Source organism: Microbacterium lacus (genome assembly GCF_039531105.1).
Classification (GTDB): Bacteria; Actinomycetota; Actinomycetes; order Actinomycetales; family Microbacteriaceae; genus Microbacterium; species Microbacterium lacus.
The window spans coordinates 943,725-958,852 of sequence record NZ_BAAAPK010000001.1 but is presented as its reverse complement, the minus strand read 5'-3'; the positions used below and the strand labels follow the sequence as shown (position 1 = coordinate 958,852).

Genomic DNA, 15,128 nt, shown 5'->3' with positions numbered 1-15,128 from the left:
GGCACGGGCGGGCAGGGCGACTCGCCCCGACACACGGGCCGCGGCTCAGAGGCCGGCGCGGGCGTCCGGGTCGTCTGCGAGCCGGTCCGCCTCGCGCGCGACCGCTTCCTGCTCGGCTTCGCTGAGCGGCGGCAGGCCGATCTCGTCGGCAGGGATGCCCGCGTAGGGATCGGCGCCGGGGAACTCCTGGTCGAACGAGCCCGCGACGCGGCCGCCGGGCGGCACTTCGTCGCCGGCCGCACCGAGGATCGTCTCCTCGCCGGGCGCCTGCTCGGGAACCCCGTCTCCGAGGTGCTTGCGGTGCCACTCGACGCTCATGTCCACTCCCCATCCGTGCGGTGTCGATGCAGTCTACGGCCGCGCTTCAGTCGGCCGGTGGCACCGTGATCCGCATGACGGTCTTGCTCTTGCCGATATGCCGTTCGAACGTGAAGCCGGCTTTCTCGAACATCGCCCGCGTGCCGTTGTGCAGGAAGGAGGACGACGTGCGCTTGCCCGGCACGAGCTCGTTCGGGAACGACACGACCTCCCCGCCACCCGCTTGCGCGATCAGATCGAGGGCGCCGTCGAGCGCCTCACGGGCGACGCCGGAGCGGCGGTGATCCCGGTCGACGAAGAAGCACGTGATCCGCCACGGCGCCGGATTCTCCTCACCCGCGTCGTACTGCTTGCGGTGGTAGATGCCGGGCAGCTCCTCGGGGCTGCCGTACTCGCACCACGCGATCGCCTGATCCCCGTCGAACACGAGCGCCGCGTGGGCGACGCCCTCGTCGACGAGGCGCTTCTTGAAGGTCGCCCCGTCGTGGTCGTCCTTCACCGTGTGCGCGGTGTCGCCGTGGAAGTAGGAGCAGTAGCACCCGCCCCACACGCCGTTGTGCTTCTCGGCGAGCGCGAGCCAGGCCGGAAACGTCTCGGGTGTCAGCGCCCTGATCACGTGCGTCCCGCCCATGCCGGCCCCTTCCGCCGCCTCGATCCATCCCATCGCGTCCGACCGGTGTGCACAACTCCTGCTTTCGTGCGGGGGGCACGCCCACGGGCCGCGGGATGTCGCGGCGGACGAGAGCTGCAGCACACGGAGAGCAGGAGTTGTGCGCACGACAGCCCGCGCACCGCGCCCGATCTGCTTCACTGACACCGTGACTGAAGCCCCGTACACCGTCGCCGATCACCTCCTCGACCGGCTCGCCTCCCTCGGCGTCCGCCACCTGTTCGGGGTGCCGGGCGATTTCACGCTCGCGTTCCTGGACCACGTCGAGCGGCATCCGCTCATCGAATGGGTCGGCTGCGCGAACGAGCTGGGTGCGGGCTACGCCGCGGACGGCTATGCGCGACTGAACGGACTCGGCGCGCTCAGCACGACGTTCGGCGTCGGGGAGCTGTCGGCGATCAATGCCGTCGCCGGAAGCTCCGCCGAGCACGTCCCGGTCGTGCACATCGCCGGCGCGCCGACCCTCGCGACACAGGCCGCCGGCCGGGCCACCCACCATTCCCTGGGCGACGGCGACTTCGGACACTTCGCCCGGATGAGCGCGGAGGTCACCGCCGCACAGGCGGTCCTGACCGCCGAGAACGCCGCCGCTGAGATCGACCGGGTGCTTCGCGTCGCACGAGACCGCCGCCTGCCGGTGTACCTGATGCTGCCGGCCGACGTCGCCGAGACGCCGATCGCCCCCGCAGCAGGTCCGTTGCCCGAACGGGACCCGATCACCGACCTCGCCGCGCTGACCGAGTTCACCGAGGTGGTGTCCGGGCTCGCGGGGCGCGCGGCATCCGTCGCGGTTCTGGCCGACATCCTCGTGAACCGGGTGGGCGCGGAGGCGCACCTGCACGCGCTGTTGGAGCAGCGGATCCCGCACGCGACGCTCCTGTGGGGCCGGCGCGTGGTCGACGAGTCCAGCCCCGCGTACCTGGGCTCGTATCTGGGCGCATCGAGCGATCCGGCCGTCCGCGCGGCGATCGAGGATGCCGACCTTCTGGTCATGGCCGGCGTGCAGTTCACCGATCTCACGAGCGGGTTCTTCACGCAACGGCTGGACCCCGCGCGCACGATCGAGATCCGCGGCGAATCCGCGCGCATCGGCGACCGGGAGTTCACTCCGCTCGCGATGGCGGACGCCCTGGACGCCGTGACCGCGGCGGTGCGGGCCGCCGACCTCCCCACCGCGGTCGACAGCCGAGCGGATGCCGCTCCCCCGGCACCCGTCCCCGACCGGGCCCCGCTGAGTCAGGCCTTGCTCTGGGACGCAGTGGGTGCCGCGATCCGGCCGGGCGACACGGTGCTCGCCGACCAGGGCACCGCGTTCTACGGGATGGCCGATCACCGGCTGCCCCACGACGTCGTCTTCGTCGGCCAGCCGCTGTGGGCATCGATCGGTTTCACCTTGCCCGCGCTGCTCGGAGCCGCCCTCGCGCAGCCGGACCGCCAGCCGGTCCTCCTGATCGGCGACGGGGCCGCCCAGCTCACGATCGCCGAGCTCGGCACCCTGCTCCGCCACCGGGTCCCGGCGATCATCGTGCTCGTCGACAACAGCGGGTACACGGTCGAGCGGGTGATCCACGGCCTGCGCGAGGAGTACAACGACATCGCCGGCTGGGACTGGGCGGCACTCGTGGCGGCGATGGGACCGTCCGGGCGCGGCGCCGGGGTGCGGGTCGACACGGCCGGCGCGCTGCGCCGAGCACTCGCCGACGCACGCGCGTTCGACGGGCTCACGCTCATTCAGGCGGTCGTCCCACCCGAAGACGTGCCGCCCGTCCTCCGCTCGCTGGCCACCGCCGCCGCTGCGGCCAACCGGCCTCGGGACTGAGCCGCGGTGCGACGCCCGGCTAGGCTCGAAGCATGCCGCAGTCCCCGGCGATGCCGCCCGCCCTCAGCAGCATGGGCCGCGGATTCGAGGTGATCGGCGCCCTCGCGGCGCTGACCGGCAGCTCGTCGCAGAACGGCGCGAGCGTGACCGCCGTGGCAGAGCACCTCGGCCGTGACCGCTCGCAGGTCTCGCGGACCCTCGCGGCGCTCGATCGGCGCGGCTACCTCACACGCGACGGCGGCCGCGGGTACCGGCTGTCGTGGGCCTGGTACGCGCAGGCGCAGGAGATCACCGCGGTCCGGCTGCGCACGGAAGGGCTCTCGCTGCTCGACGAACTCGCCGACGCGACCGGCGAGAGCTGCTTCATCGGCGTGCTGCACGGCGCAGACACCGTGACCGTCGTCGAGAGCATCCCGGCCACCTCACGGATGATCGGCTCCTGGATCGGCCGCGCCTACCCTGCGTGGTGCAGTGATGCGGGCCGTGCGGTGCTGTGGGATGCCGACGACGAGGAGATCCGCGACGTGTTCACCGGCATCCGCTTCACCGGTGCCGGCCCGAACGCCCCCGCGTCGCTCGAAGTCTTCCTCGAGCGCCTGCGCGACTCGAAGGAGCGCGGATACGCGATCGTCGATGAGGAGGCCGAGGCGGGCCTCTTCTCGGTGTCGGCGCCGGTGCGGGACTTCCGCGGCGAGGTGATCGCGGCCGTGCAGGTCGTCGGCGAGCGCCGGGCGCTCGTCGACCGCGCCACCGAGGTCGGTGGCCGCTGCCGGATCGCGGCCGATCGGCTGTCCACGCTCCTCGGCGCGCCCGACGTGCGCTGAGCGGGTCACTCCGACCCGAGTCGCGCGGCTGCGGCGATCAGCGCGCGCTGCAGCTGCCCGGCCACAGACACCGTGACCGGTGGACCTTCGGCCGAGATCGAGGCGATGATCGTGCCCTCGACACGGATCGGCACGGCATGTTCGGTGATGCCGGCGACGTACTCGTCGACGGCGCGCACGATTCCCTGCCCGCGATCGCGGTCCACGAGCGCAGCGACCTCGTCCACACTCCGCGCGGCCGCCGGCCCACCGACCCCGACGAACTGCACGCCTTCGAGGAGCCCCGTCAGCGCGGCGCGATCGTGGTCCAGGAGCAGCGCGCGGCCCGCGCCGGTGCTCCACACCGGGCTGACCATACCCGCGCGGATGGACGGGTCGACCGCGGCGGCACCCGATTCGAACCGCAGGAGCAGCGCCTGAGGTCCGTCGCAGGCGGTGATGCGGGCGGTCATCGAGAAGCGGGCGGCGAGGAGCCGCAGCTCGCGCCGGGCGACGCGCAGCCACGGGGCGTTGAGTGCACCGGCGGTGCGGAAGAACGCCGGCCCGACCGCGAAGGCGGATCCCTCGCCGCGCCCGAGGAAGTCCATGGCACGCAGCTCCTGAGTGAGCCGCGACACCCGGCTCCGCTCCATGCCGGTGATCTCGGCGAGTCGGGACGCGTTGTGCCCCGGGCGCCCGGAGCGCTCGCGGTCCACGACCGCACCGAGGAGTGTCAGCCCCTGCGCCAGCGATGACGGGCCGTCCATGCGCACCTCCCGTCTCAGCCTATCGACGCCGTCCGCACGGTCACCTCGACCGCACGCCGCGGCAGGAGCCGCCCCCATGCGGTGTACAGGTCCGCGGCGATCTGCCCGCTCACACGCTCGATGTCCGCGGACGTGATCGCATCGCCGCCCTGTGTGCCGTACAACACCACCTCGTCGCCGACCCGGGTGCGCGGCAGGTCGCTGACGTCGACCAGCAGGGTGTTCATCGCGAGGCGATCCACCACCGGGGCCCGGCGCCCTCCGATCAGCACCTCGGCCCGCTGCCCGAGCGCGCGGTGGTAGCCGTCGGCGTACCCGACAGGGATGACGGCGAGACGGGCGTCGCGCTGCAGCGTGTACGCGCGGTCGTACCCGGCCGTGCCGCCCGCGGCGTAGTCGTTGAGCGCAGCGACCCGGGACAGCACCCGCATCGCCGGCCTCAGCGCTCCGTCGAGCAGCGGGGAGTCGCCGTAGAGCGCCGCACCGATGCGCACCATGTCGAAGCGGGATGCCGGCACGCTCAGCGCCGCGTACGTCGTGGCGCAGTGGCGGTCGAGCCGCCGGTTGCCCAGCAGCTCGATCGCGACGGCGGACTCCCTGCCGAACACAGCGGCCCCGCGCTCGACGTCCACCGCATCCTCGCGCGGGAAATGGGCCGCGACACCCACGATGTCCAGCCCAGTCCTGCCCGCGAGCGACGCGATCGTCGCCCGCCCGACGCCGGTGTCGACAGGGATGCCGTCGCGGCTGAGACCCGTGGAGTTGAGGGAGACGTGCACCCGGACCGGTCTGCCGAGACGGGACGCGGCATCCGTCACCGCCTCCGCGTGCTCGCGGCCACCCAGCCACTCCTCGATGTCGTACGCGGCGCCGTCCAGGATCTCGTCGGCGAGCGCCGGGCGCAGTCGCAGGAGGCGGCCGGTGAAGCCCGCGTCACGGACGGCGCGGGCCTCGACGTTGCCCGTGATGCCGAGGCGCTCCACCCGGCGGGCGACGAGCACGGGGGCGACGAGATCGACACCGTGCCCGTAAGCGTCCGCCTTCAGGACGGCGCAGAGCGCGACGCCTTCTCCGAGGTGGGTCCTGACGAGATCGAGGTTGTGCGCGATCGCGCCCGTGTCGATCTCGACCCACCCCGCAGCGGTGGTCATCGGCGCGGTGCGGCGGCGTCGTCGATCGGGGTCGGCGCTTCGACGGCGGGATCTTCCTCCGGGTCGACCGGTGCCTCGCCTGCGAGCACCGAGACCTCCTTCGCCCCGCGACGTCCGTACCGCAGCCAGAAGTAGAAGTAGCAGAGTCCGACGAAGGGGATGCCGAAGTACAGGGCGGCGACCTGGTTCGGGTCGAACGCGATCGCGATGATCGAGATCGACAAGAGGACGAAGGCCAGGATGGGCACGAACGGGAACAGCGGCGTCCGGTAGGGCAGCGCCGAGACGTCACCGCCTTCGCGCACGAAGCGGCGACGGTGGAAGTACAGCGACGCGACGATCGACATCCACACCGCCACGACCGCGAAGCCCGCGATCGAGACGAGCACGAGGTAGACGGTCTCGGCGGCGATCACGCTGGACAGGAGCGACGCGAGTCCCACGAAGATCGAGACGCTGAGGGCCACGATCGGGATGCCGCGCCGGGTGAGCCGACCGAGGGCCTTCGGCGCGTGGCCCTCTTCGGCGAGCGAGAACAGCATGCGGGCGCAGGAGAAGAGTCCGCTGTTGCCGGCCGAGAGCAGTGCCGTGATGATCACGAAGTTCATGATGTCGGCCGCGTACGGCACGCCCACGTATTCGAAGACGTCCACGAACGGGCTCGAGGTGACGCCGGCCTGGTCGTAGGGCAGGAGCGCGGCGATGACGGTGATCGATCCGACGAAGAGGATGAGGAGGCGCAGCACGGTCGAGCGCAGCGCGCGGGGGATGTTCTTGGCGGGATCCTTCGTCTCGCCAGCGGCGACCCCGATGAGCTCGGAGCCGCTGAAGGCATAGAACACGGCGAGCGAGGTGACGAGCACGCCCATGGCGCCGTTCGGGAAGAGGCCCTCCGGCGTCTGGAAGTTGCTGAACAGCACGGCGGCCGGGTGCTCGGCGGACAGCGGAGTGAACCCGAAGATCGCCATGCCGCCGAGGACGATGAGCGCGACGATCGCGACGACCTTGATGAGGGAGAACCAGAACTCCGTCTCACCGAAGACCCGCGCCGAGATCGCATTGAGGAGGAACAGGATGCCGGCGAACACGAGGCACCACACCCAGACGGCGACGGAGGGGAACCAGCGCTGCATCAGGATGCCGGCCGCCGTGAACTCCGAGCCGAGCGCGACCACCCAGCACAGCCAGTACAGCCACGCGGTGGTGAAGCCCGTCGCGGGGTTGATCGACCGCGCCGCGTAGACGTGGAACGCGCCCGAGACCGGATAGGCGAGGGCGAGCTCCCCGAGACACGCCATCACGAGCCAGACGACGAAGGCGCCCACGAGGTAGGCGATCACGGCACCGAGGGGTCCCGCGACACCGATCGTGTACCCGGAGCTGAGGAACAGCCCGGATCCGATCACGCCGCCGAGCGCGATCATGACGAGGTGGCGTGCGTCCATCGTTCGCTGCAGGCGACGCAGGGGCACTTGCGTCGCCGTGGTGTGCGGCATGGCGTTGGGCAGCTCAGTGCTGCGAGGAGAAGAGGTCATTGCGGTCTCGCGCCTTCGTTCGGTCGGGTGGTGATGCACCGCTGACGTGTGGGATAAACACGGCAGTGTGTTCATTTAGCACGGTAAATGTTTCACGGACGTTACTCGCGACTCACGGCGACCACAAGTCGGAAAGCACGATCCTCCGGTCTCCACCCGGAAACGGGCGATCTGCCTCTCCACCGACACATCGTCAGTGCGCGCCGACGATCCGGCAGGCGCGCACCGACACGGCCCGCCCGGATGCTGGAGCTCGACCGTCCCTTCCCCTTCCGAGGAGTCCTCATGAACCGACACGACATCGCCCTCATCGGCTTCGGCGGCGTGGCCCGCGCGCTGGCCGAGACCATCCGCGACCGCGGCGAGGAGCTGACGCACGAGCTCGGCTTCGAGCTGCGCGTGGTCGCGATCACCGACCTGCGCCTGGGCTCGCTCATGGTCGCGGACGGGATCGACCTCGACGCGGTCCTGCGGATGCCCGCGGGCGAGACGTTCGCCGGAAAGCACGGCGGCACCGCCGCACCGCAGAACGACTACGTGATCCGCAACACCACCGCCGACATCGTGGTCGAGGCGACCTTCACCAACCCGATCGACGGCGAACCGGCCGTCTCGCACGTGCGCGCCGCACTGGAGTCGGGGAAGTCCGTCACGACGACGAACAAGGGGCCGGTGGCCCTCGCGGGGACCGAACTGAATCGCATCGCCGCCGAGAACGGCGTGACTTTCGCGTACGAGGGCGCCGTCGTCAGCGGCACCCCGGTGCTGCGTCTGGCGGAGAAGACCCTCGCGGGACTGCAGATCAACGCCGTGCGCGGCATCCTCAACGGCACGAGCAACTACGTGCTGGGACAGATGGAGCTCGGAATGACGCTCGAGGACGCCGTCGCCGAAGCGCAGGCACTCGGCTACGCCGAAGCCGACCCCACTGCCGACATCGAAGGGTCCGACGTGCAGCTGAAGGTCGTGATCCTCGCGAACGAGCTGCTCGGAGCGAACCTCACGACCGCGGACGTTCAGCGCCGCGGGATCTCGGAGGTGACCGCCGCCGACATCGTCCAGGCAGCGGCGGAGGGCAAGCGCTGGAAGCTCGTGGGCTCGGCGTTCCGCAATGCGGCCGGCGGCGTGACCGCCGGGGTGGAGCCGGTTGCCCTGCCGGTCGGCGATCCCCTCGCAGGTGTCAGCGGGCCGACGAACGCGGTGTCCTTCGACACTGACATGCTCGGCACCGTCACGGTTTCCGGGCCCGGTGCGGGCCGGGTCGAGACCGCGTTCGCCCTGCTGTCGGACATCATCGCGATCAACGCCGCCCGCGCGGCCGACGAGGCCGTGGCGGTCGGACGATGAGCGCCCCGGCAATGGTGCGCATCCAGGCGACCGAGGACGTGATCGTGCGCAACCCGTACGACGGCAGCGAGATCGGTCGCGTCACCCAGAGTCACGCCGACCAGGCGGACGGCATCCTCGATCGCGCACGCATCGGTGAGCGCATCGCGCGCGGAATGTCGCGGTTCAGCCGCCACGACGTCCTCGAGCGCGCCGCCGGGCTCCTGCACGAGCGTGCGGACCTCGCTGCGGCACTCATCGTCCGTGAAGCGGGCAAGACGATCCGGCAGGCGCGCAAGGAGGTGCGGCGTGCGACGACCACTCTCTCCCTCTCGGCCGAGGCCGCGCGATCGCAGACCGGAGAGGTCATCCCCTTCGACGCGTTCGAGGGGTCCGAGAACCGTCGCGGATGGTTCACGCGGGAACCGCTCGGCATCGTCGTCGCGATCACCCCGTTCAATGACGCGCTGAACCTCGTGGCGCACAAGATCGGACCCGCGATCGCGGGTGGGAATGCCGTCATCCTCAAGCCGTCGCAGGAGACGCCTCTCACCGCGCACTTCCTCGTGGATCTGCTGATCGAAGCGGGGCTGCCGGACGAGATCGTCACCGTCGTGCACGGCGACCGGCACCTCGCCCAGGCCCTCGTCGCCGCGCGCGACGTGCGGTTGGTGTCGTTCACCGGAGGCTTCGTGACCGGCGAGGCGATCGCCCGGTCGGCGGGCCTGAAGCGTCTGGCGATGGAGCTCGGCGGCAACGCGCCCGTCGTCGTGTTCGAGGACGCCGACATCGATGCGGCCGTGCAGGCCTGCGTGTCCGGCGCATTCTGGGCGGCGGGGCAGAACTGCGTCGGCGCGCAGCGCATCCTGGTGCAGCGGCGCGTGTACGACTCCTTTCGCGACGGCATGGTGGCCGGCACCGAGGCTCTGATCGCCGGCGACCCGACGGACGAGGCGACCGACGTCGGCCCGATGATCACGGAGAGATCGGCTCGCAACGCGGAACGTCGCGTCCAGGACGCCGTCGCCGCAGGCGGCCGCGTGCTGGTCGGACACCGCCGCGAGGGGTCCGTCTACTGGCCGACGGTGGTCGAGAACGTGTCGCTCTCGTGCGAGCTGTGGGCCGACGAGGCGTTCGCACCGGTGGTCGTCCTCACTCCGTTCGACACCGAGGACGAGGCGATCGCGCAGGCGAACGACGTGGAGTACGCCCTTCACGCAGCGACCTTCACGTCCGATCTCTCGCGCGCGCTGCGGGTCGCCGAGCGACTGGACGGCGGAGGCGTCATGATCAACGACTCCTCCGACTACCGCATCGACAGCATGCCGTTCGGCGGTTCCAAGTACGGCAGCATGGGCCGCGAGGGCGTGCGGTTCGCATTCGAGGAGATGACCCAGCCCAAGGTCATCTGCATCAACGCATGACCGTGCGCATCGAGCGGGACTCGCTCGGCGAGCGCGAGGTGCCCGCCGACGCATACTGGGGCATCCACACGCTGCGGGCGCGGGAGACTTCCCGATCAGCGGGACGATGCTCTCGGCCCATCCCGCGCTCGTGAACGCCCTCGCCGCGGTGAAGGAGGCCGCGGCGCGGGCGAACGGCGACCTGGGCCTCCTCCCGCCGGCCCGCAGGGACGCGATCGTCACGGCCTGCCGTCGCATCCGCGCGGGCGAGCTGCACGAGCAGTTCTGCGTCGACGTCGTGCAGGGCGGAGCGGGCACGAGCAGCAACATGAACGCGAACGAAGTGATCGCCAACGCCGCGCTCGAAGCGCTCGGGACAGGGTTCGGCCGCTACGACATCGTGCACCCGATCGATGACGTCAACGGCAGCCAGTCCACGAACGACGTCTATCCGACGGCGATCCGGCTCGCGGTCGTGACGGGGCTGAGCGGCCTCGTCGACGAGCTCGCGACCCTGGCCGACGCGTTCGACGAACGCGGTGCGGCGCATCGCACGGTCCGCAAGATCGGGCGGACGCAGCTGCAGGATGCCGTCCCGATGACCGTCGGGGACGAACTGGGCGCATTCGCCGTCGCGATCCGCGAAGACGTCGCACGCCTGGGCGAAGCGGTGCCGCTGCTGCTGGAGTGCAGCCTCGGCGGGACGGCGATCGGCACGGGCGTCACCGCGCCGGCCGGATACCGCGAGGCCGTCCTCGCCCACCTGCGCGAGATCACCGGCCTGCCCGTCGTGCCTGCGCACCACCTGTTCGAGGCCTCGTGGGATGCGGGCGGCTTCCTCCACGCCTCCGGCGCGCTCCGGCGCACCGCCGTGAAGCTGTCGAAGATCTGCAACGACCTGCGGCTGCTCGCAAGCGGACCACAGGCGGGGTTCGGCGAACTCCGGCTCCCGCCGCGACAGGCCGGCTCCTCGATCATGCCGGGCAAGGTCAACCCGGTGATCCCTGAGGTCGTCAACCAGATCGCGTTCGCGGTGATGGGCGCTGACCTGACGGTCGCCGTCGCTGCCGAGGGCGGCCAGCTGCAGCTGAACGCGTTCGAGCCGATCATCGCGCACTCCCTGCTGCAGGCGCTGGCATGGCTCACGAACGGAGTACGGGTGCTGCGCGAGCTGTGCGTGGAGGGCATCACCGCCGACGAGCGGATCCTGGCCGACCGCGTCGCCGTTTCCGTCGGCACGGTCACCGCGCTCGTGCCCACGATCGGCTACGAAGCGGCCGCTGCCGCCGCGCATCGCGCCCTGCGCACGGGCACGCCGATCGCGGATGCCGTCGCCGCGGTCTCGGGAATGACCCGGGCCGAAGCGGCGGAGCTGCTCGTCGGATGAGATCAGGGACGGTCGATGGGCCGGGAGAGCGAGACGGAGGTCACCGTGTTCTCCACGTCCGGCAGCGCGGAGACGTGCTCCCAGATCTCCCCGACCCGGTCCATCGACTCCGCCACCACGGTCACGAGCAGGTCGAACTCACCCGAGAGGATGTCGCAGCGCACCACTTCGGGGATGCGGGCGAGCTCGGCGACGACCCCGGCGCCGCGCATGCGATCCGCGCGATAGACGAGCATGATCGCCGTGACCCGCCGGGAGGGGCCGGAGCCGCGGCGCAGGGTGTAGCCCTCGATCACGCCGTCGCGCTCCATGCGCTCCATGCGCTGCTTCACCGCGTTGCGCGAGAGGTGGACCCGGTTCGCAAGGGTCACAAGGGACAGCCGGGCGTCGACGGAAAGCTCCGCAAGGATGCGCTGATCAATGTCATCCAAGTGCAGTCCGACCATGCGGGCTCCTCAGTACGTGCACGAATGACACTCGTGCGTGCTAATGTTGCACGCACAGCTTAGGTGATGAACGTCGGGAAAGGAAGAGCGATGGCCGAGCGCCCCGATCGATCGCAGCCGGGCACCCTGGGCGATCTGAGCCTGTCCGTGCACGGCGGAGTCGCCCTGGACAGCACACAGGCGCTGCGGACGCCGCTGGTGATGGCGAACTCCTACCAGCTGCCCGACGATCCGAGCGAGATCAGCTGGTCGGCCACCGCCCCCGGCCTGTACACCCGCAACACCGGTGTGAACCAGGCCGCCCTCGAGACCAAGCTCGCCGCTCTCGAGGGCAGCGAGGACGCGGTCGCTCTCGCGAGCGGCGTCGCCGCCCTGCACGCCGTGTTCTTCACCCACGTGCGCGTCGGCGACCACGTCGTGGTCAGCGACGTGGTCTACGAGGCGACCTGGCGCCTGTGGACCGAACTCCTCCCGCGGCGCTACGGCATCCAGGCGACCTTCGTCGACGTGACCGATCTGGACGCCGTCCGCGCAGCGATGCGTCCCGAGACGCGCCTCGTCTGCGTCGAGGCGATCGCGAACCCCACCACGAAGGTCGCCGACATCGCCGCTCTCGCGGGCATCGCCCATGACGCCGGCGCGATCCTGATGGTGGACTCGACCTTCACGCCCCCACCGCTGTACCGTCCGATCGCAGACGGTGCCGATCTGGTGGTGCACTCGCTGACGAAGTACATCAACGGCCACGGCGACGCGATGGGCGGTGCGGTGCTCGGTCGTCACGAGCTCATCCAGCCGATCAAGGCGGACGCGATGGTCGACGTCGGCGGGGTGATCTCCCCGTTCAACGCGTGGCAGATCCAGCGCGGATCGGTGACGCTGCCACTGCGCCTGCGCCAGCACCAGGCCTCGGCACAGGCGATCGCCGACCTCCTGGACGCCGACTCCCGGGTGGCGTTCGTGCACTACCCGGGCCTTCCCTCCCACCCCGGACACGACCTCGCCACCCGCCAGTTCGGCGGACGCGGGTACGGCGGGATGATGGCGTTCGCCGTCGACGGCGACCCCGGGGCGCAGAACCGCTTCGTGGCTCATCTGCGCCTGATCACTTCGGGATTCTCGCTCGGCCACGACGACTCCCTCATCGTGCACACGGGCGCCGAGGGTCCGCGCGTCGCGACCTACCCCGAGCCGTTCCGGCGTCTGGGGCATCTGCGCCTGTCGGTCGGCATAGAGGACACAGACGACCTCCTGTCCGACGTGTCAGCGGCTCTCGACGCGACGTTCGCCTGACGATCCGAACCGGACAGGCACGCGGAACTCCACAGAATCGGTCGCCGCGCACCGGAATCGCGCCCGATCCGCCCCTCCGCCGCCCAGATCTGTGGAGTTCTGCAGGCGCGGCCCCGCCACCCGACTCAGCGGCGGAAGAACTCCACTCCGAGATCGGCGTGATCCACGAAGACGCCGTCGACACCGGCGTCTCGGATCACGCCCCACTCCCGCTCGTAGTCGCCGAACGCGGCCGCACCTCCACGCGTGCGGTTCTGGGCCACGAGGAATGCATTCTCCGGGCGGCATGTCCAGGTGAAGGCGCGCAGCCCGCGGGCGTGCGCGTCGGCGACGACGGATGAGGGCCCGGTCACCCGACCGAGCTTGTCGGGCGCGAGGATCATCCGCTTGTCGACGCTGATGCCGTCGACGACGCCGATCAGGGCGTCGAGTCCGGCCGGCGCCGCGGTGGCGCGATAAGTCGGGGCCGCGGACCCGAGCGCGGCGACGAGATCGTACGGACGGCCGGCGGCCTCGAGCAGATAGACGTACGACCCGCGGATGCCGCGCTCGCGCACCCGGGCGAGGACGGTCGATTCGAACGACTCGATCACGAGCGGATGCTCGCCGTTCGCCCATCCCGCCGCGGTGAGCTCCGACTCGACGAGCTCGGCGAGATCCCAGCCGATGCCCGAGAAGTACGTCGCGTGCTTGATCTCGAGGACGACGCCGATCTCCCGCCCGTGCTCCTGCGAAGCGTCGCGGACGAGATCCAGCACATCGCGCAACCGCAGCACACTCTGTTCGTCGTCGAAGCTCGCACTCGAGGGCCGGATCTTCGGCAGCCGCTCCCGGCACCGCAGCGTCGCGAGCTCGGCCCACGTGAAGTCCTCCGTGAACCAGCCGGTCAGCTCGGCACCGTCGATCGTCTTCGTCGTCCGGCGATCGGCGAACTCGGGCCGATCGGCGACGTCCGTGGTGCCCGAGATCTCGTTCTCGTGACGGACGACCAGGACGCCGTCCCTGCTGACGACGACATCGGGCTCCACGGCATCCACGCCCATCGCGAGGGCGAGGTCGTAGGAGGAACGGGAATGCTCCGGCCGGTACCCGGGCGCACCGCGATGGCCGATCACGAGCGGGTGGGCGCGGGGCACGTGACCAGGCTACCGGCGGCTCTCAAAGGGCTCTCACAGCAGGGTCCCGTGAGGTAATGCGGACGGTCCGATATCGTTATGTCACAGCACAGTGCTGTGAAACCCCGACTTTGGAGTGTGAGAGCTGTGGCCCTCAGAAACCCCGCATTCGACAATCCGGCCTTCCAGGACAAGAAGGCCGTGCAGACCTACCCCGGTGGCCGCCAGGCTCCGGGCTTGACGCCGCCCGCCGCGCCGACGCAGTACGCGACCGCGCAGGCCGCGGGAACGGATGCCGCGGCACAGGCGCAGCTGGAGGGCATGTACGCCGCTCCCCCGGCCGGCGCGATCGAGACCGACCGCATGTCCGTCGAGGACACCGTCTGGAAGACGGTCGGCCTCTTCGCGATCCTCGTGGTCGGCGCCGTCGCCGGATGGATCTGGACGATGGCGGGCGTGAGCGCGCAGAACCCCAGCCCCAACATGGCTCCGTGGCTCATCGGCATGCTCGGTGGGTTCGTCCTGTCGATGGTCGTGATCTTCGGGTCGCGCAAGAAGGTGCGCCCGGCGTTCATCTTCGCGTACGCGGCGTTCGAGGGTCTGTTCGTCGGCGGAATCTCCGCCTTCTTCGAATTCATCTGGCCCGGCATCGTGGTTCAGGCGACGCTCGCGACCCTCACCGTCGTCGGCGTCACCCTGGCTCTGTTCGCGAGCGGCAAGGTGCGCGCCTCCAAGCGCGCGACGAAGGTCTTCATGATCGCGATGATCGGATACCTCGTGTTCTCGCTCATCAACATCGGCCTCATGCTCTTCAACGTGCCGATCGCGGGCGGCGCGTTCGGCCTGCTGAGCCAGACGTTCATGGGCATTCCGCTGGGCCTGATCATCGGCATCTTCGTCGTCATCATGGCGGCCTACTCGCTCGTCCTCGACTTCGACCAGATCCAGCAGGGTGTCCGCAACGGCGCCCCCCGCCAGTACGCCTGGCTGGGCGCCTTCGGCATCATGGTCACCGTCGTGTGGCTGTACGTCGAGATCCTGCGCATCCTCGCGATCCTGCGCGGCAGCAACTAGTTCCGATCCTCGAAAGCCCGG

The 15,128-nt window shown here is 70.4% G+C and carries 13 protein-coding genes and 1 pseudogene; 7 read left to right on the top strand and 7 right to left on the bottom strand.

The window, feature by feature from the left end; all coding sequences use genetic code 11:
* Window positions 1–45 precede the first annotated feature (45 nt).
* Together ABD197_RS04520 and ABD197_RS04515 are read right to left on the bottom strand one after the other, a co-directional pair.
* A complete protein-coding gene (locus ABD197_RS04520) occupies window positions 46–318 on the bottom strand; it encodes a hypothetical protein (RefSeq protein WP_344052023.1) in 273 nt (90 codons plus the stop codon).
* A 46-nt stretch (window positions 319–364) separates the two neighbouring features.
* Window positions 365–949 (bottom strand): GNAT family N-acetyltransferase, encoded by a 585-nt coding sequence (locus ABD197_RS04515; protein WP_344052021.1) that lies wholly within the window; start codon window positions 947–949, stop codon window positions 365–367.
* A 187-nt stretch (window positions 950–1,136) separates the two neighbouring features.
* Here ABD197_RS04515 and ABD197_RS04510 point away from each other — a divergent pair, with 187 nt between their 5' ends.
* A complete protein-coding gene (locus ABD197_RS04510; RefSeq protein WP_344052018.1) occupies window positions 1,137–2,807 on the top strand; it encodes an alpha-keto acid decarboxylase family protein in 1,671 nt (556 codons plus the stop codon).
* Window positions 2,808–2,839: 32 nt separating this feature from the next.
* On the top strand, window positions 2,840–3,631 hold the full coding sequence (locus ABD197_RS04505) for an IclR family transcriptional regulator (protein WP_344052016.1): 792 nt from the start codon (window positions 2,840–2,842) through the stop codon (window positions 3,629–3,631).
* A 5-nt stretch (window positions 3,632–3,636) separates the two neighbouring features.
* Here the strand turns inward: ABD197_RS04505 and ABD197_RS04500 are convergent, their stop codons facing one another.
* The 3 genes from ABD197_RS04500 to ABD197_RS04490 are packed head-to-tail and all read right to left on the bottom strand — an operon-like array spanning window position 3,637 to window position 7,024.
* Window positions 3,637–4,377, bottom strand: a complete 741-nt coding sequence (locus tag ABD197_RS04500) for an IclR family transcriptional regulator domain-containing protein (RefSeq protein WP_344052015.1) — start codon at window positions 4,375–4,377, stop codon at window positions 3,637–3,639.
* 14 nt (window positions 4,378–4,391) lie between these two features.
* Window positions 4,392–5,528, bottom strand: a complete 1,137-nt coding sequence (gene alr, locus ABD197_RS04495; RefSeq protein ID WP_344052012.1) for an alanine racemase — start codon at window positions 5,526–5,528, stop codon at window positions 4,392–4,394.
* The gene (locus tag ABD197_RS04490; RefSeq protein ID WP_344055793.1) at window positions 5,525–7,024 is read right to left on the bottom strand and encodes an amino acid permease; all 1,500 of its coding nucleotides are present in this window, start codon (window positions 7,022–7,024) and stop codon (window positions 5,525–5,527) included. The genes alr and ABD197_RS04490 overlap by 4 nt, the downstream gene beginning before the upstream one ends.
* Before the next feature lie 324 nt (window positions 7,025–7,348).
* Between ABD197_RS04490 and ABD197_RS04485 the strand changes: the two genes are divergently transcribed.
* The 3 genes and pseudogenes from ABD197_RS04485 (at window position 7,349) to ABD197_RS04475 (ending at window position 11,179) form a co-directional block, all read left to right on the top strand.
* Window positions 7,349–8,410, top strand: a complete 1,062-nt coding sequence (locus ABD197_RS04485; RefSeq protein WP_344052010.1) for a homoserine dehydrogenase — start codon at window positions 7,349–7,351, stop codon at window positions 8,408–8,410.
* Window positions 8,407–9,813 carry an aldehyde dehydrogenase family protein gene (locus ABD197_RS04480; RefSeq protein WP_344052008.1) on the top strand — a complete coding sequence of 469 codons (1,407 nt, stop codon included), beginning with the start codon at window positions 8,407–8,409 and terminating at the stop codon, window positions 9,811–9,813. Before ABD197_RS04485 ends, ABD197_RS04480 begins: the two co-directional genes overlap by 4 nt.
* Window positions 9,810–11,179 (top strand): annotated as a pseudogene (locus ABD197_RS04475) (aspartate ammonia-lyase). The gene ABD197_RS04480 and the pseudogene ABD197_RS04475 overlap by 4 nt, the downstream one beginning before the upstream one ends.
* Window positions 11,180–11,181: 2 nt before the next feature.
* Here ABD197_RS04475 and ABD197_RS04470 read toward each other — a convergent pair.
* The gene (locus ABD197_RS04470) at window positions 11,182–11,625 is read right to left on the bottom strand and encodes an Lrp/AsnC family transcriptional regulator (RefSeq protein ID WP_344052006.1); all 444 of its coding nucleotides are present in this window, start codon (window positions 11,623–11,625) and stop codon (window positions 11,182–11,184) included.
* Between the two features lie 90 nt (window positions 11,626–11,715).
* Here ABD197_RS04470 and ABD197_RS04465 point away from each other — a divergent pair, with 90 nt between their 5' ends.
* Entirely contained in the window at window positions 11,716–12,918 is a 1,203-nt protein-coding gene (locus tag ABD197_RS04465; protein WP_344052004.1) for a trans-sulfuration enzyme family protein, read from the top strand.
* Between the two features lie 125 nt (window positions 12,919–13,043).
* Here the strand turns inward: ABD197_RS04465 and ABD197_RS04460 are convergent, their stop codons facing one another.
* Window positions 13,044–14,054 (bottom strand): glycerophosphodiester phosphodiesterase family protein, encoded by a 1,011-nt coding sequence (locus ABD197_RS04460; RefSeq protein ID WP_344052002.1) that lies wholly within the window; start codon window positions 14,052–14,054, stop codon window positions 13,044–13,046.
* A gap of 126 nt (window positions 14,055–14,180) precedes the next feature.
* On the opposite strand from ABD197_RS04460, the gene ABD197_RS04455 reads away from it, so the two are divergent.
* Window positions 14,181–15,107 carry a Bax inhibitor-1/YccA family protein gene (locus ABD197_RS04455; RefSeq protein ID WP_344052000.1) on the top strand — a complete coding sequence of 309 codons (927 nt, stop codon included), beginning with the start codon at window positions 14,181–14,183 and terminating at the stop codon, window positions 15,105–15,107.
* Window positions 15,108–15,128: the final 21 nt, after the last annotated feature.

Excerpts from the sequence above, each read along its gene's own strand:
- ABD197_RS04515 (WP_344052021.1), bottom strand. The coding sequence starts at position 949 with ATGGGCGGGACGCACGTGATCAGGGCGCTGACACCCGAGACGTTTCCG.
- ABD197_RS04500 (WP_344052015.1), bottom strand. The coding sequence starts at position 4,377 with ATGGACGGCCCGTCATCGCTGGCGCAGGGGCTGACACTCCTCGGTGCG.
- ABD197_RS04465 (WP_344052004.1), top strand. The coding sequence starts at position 11,716 with ATGGCCGAGCGCCCCGATCGATCGCAGCCGGGCACCCTGGGCGATCTG.
- ABD197_RS04490 (WP_344055793.1), bottom strand. The coding sequence starts at position 7,024 with ATGCCGCACACCACGGCGACGCAAGTGCCCCTGCGTCGCCTGCAGCGA.
- ABD197_RS04520 (WP_344052023.1), bottom strand. The coding sequence starts at position 318 with ATGAGCGTCGAGTGGCACCGCAAGCACCTCGGAGACGGGGTTCCCGAG.
- ABD197_RS04485 (WP_344052010.1), top strand. The coding sequence starts at position 7,349 with ATGAACCGACACGACATCGCCCTCATCGGCTTCGGCGGCGTGGCCCGC.
- alr (WP_344052012.1), bottom strand. The coding sequence starts at position 5,528 with ATGACCACCGCTGCGGGGTGGGTCGAGATCGACACGGGCGCGATCGCG.
- ABD197_RS04470 (WP_344052006.1), bottom strand. The coding sequence starts at position 11,625 with ATGGTCGGACTGCACTTGGATGACATTGATCAGCGCATCCTTGCGGAG.
- ABD197_RS04480 (WP_344052008.1), top strand. The coding sequence starts at position 8,407 with ATGAGCGCCCCGGCAATGGTGCGCATCCAGGCGACCGAGGACGTGATC.
- ABD197_RS04505 (WP_344052016.1), top strand. The coding sequence starts at position 2,840 with ATGCCGCAGTCCCCGGCGATGCCGCCCGCCCTCAGCAGCATGGGCCGC.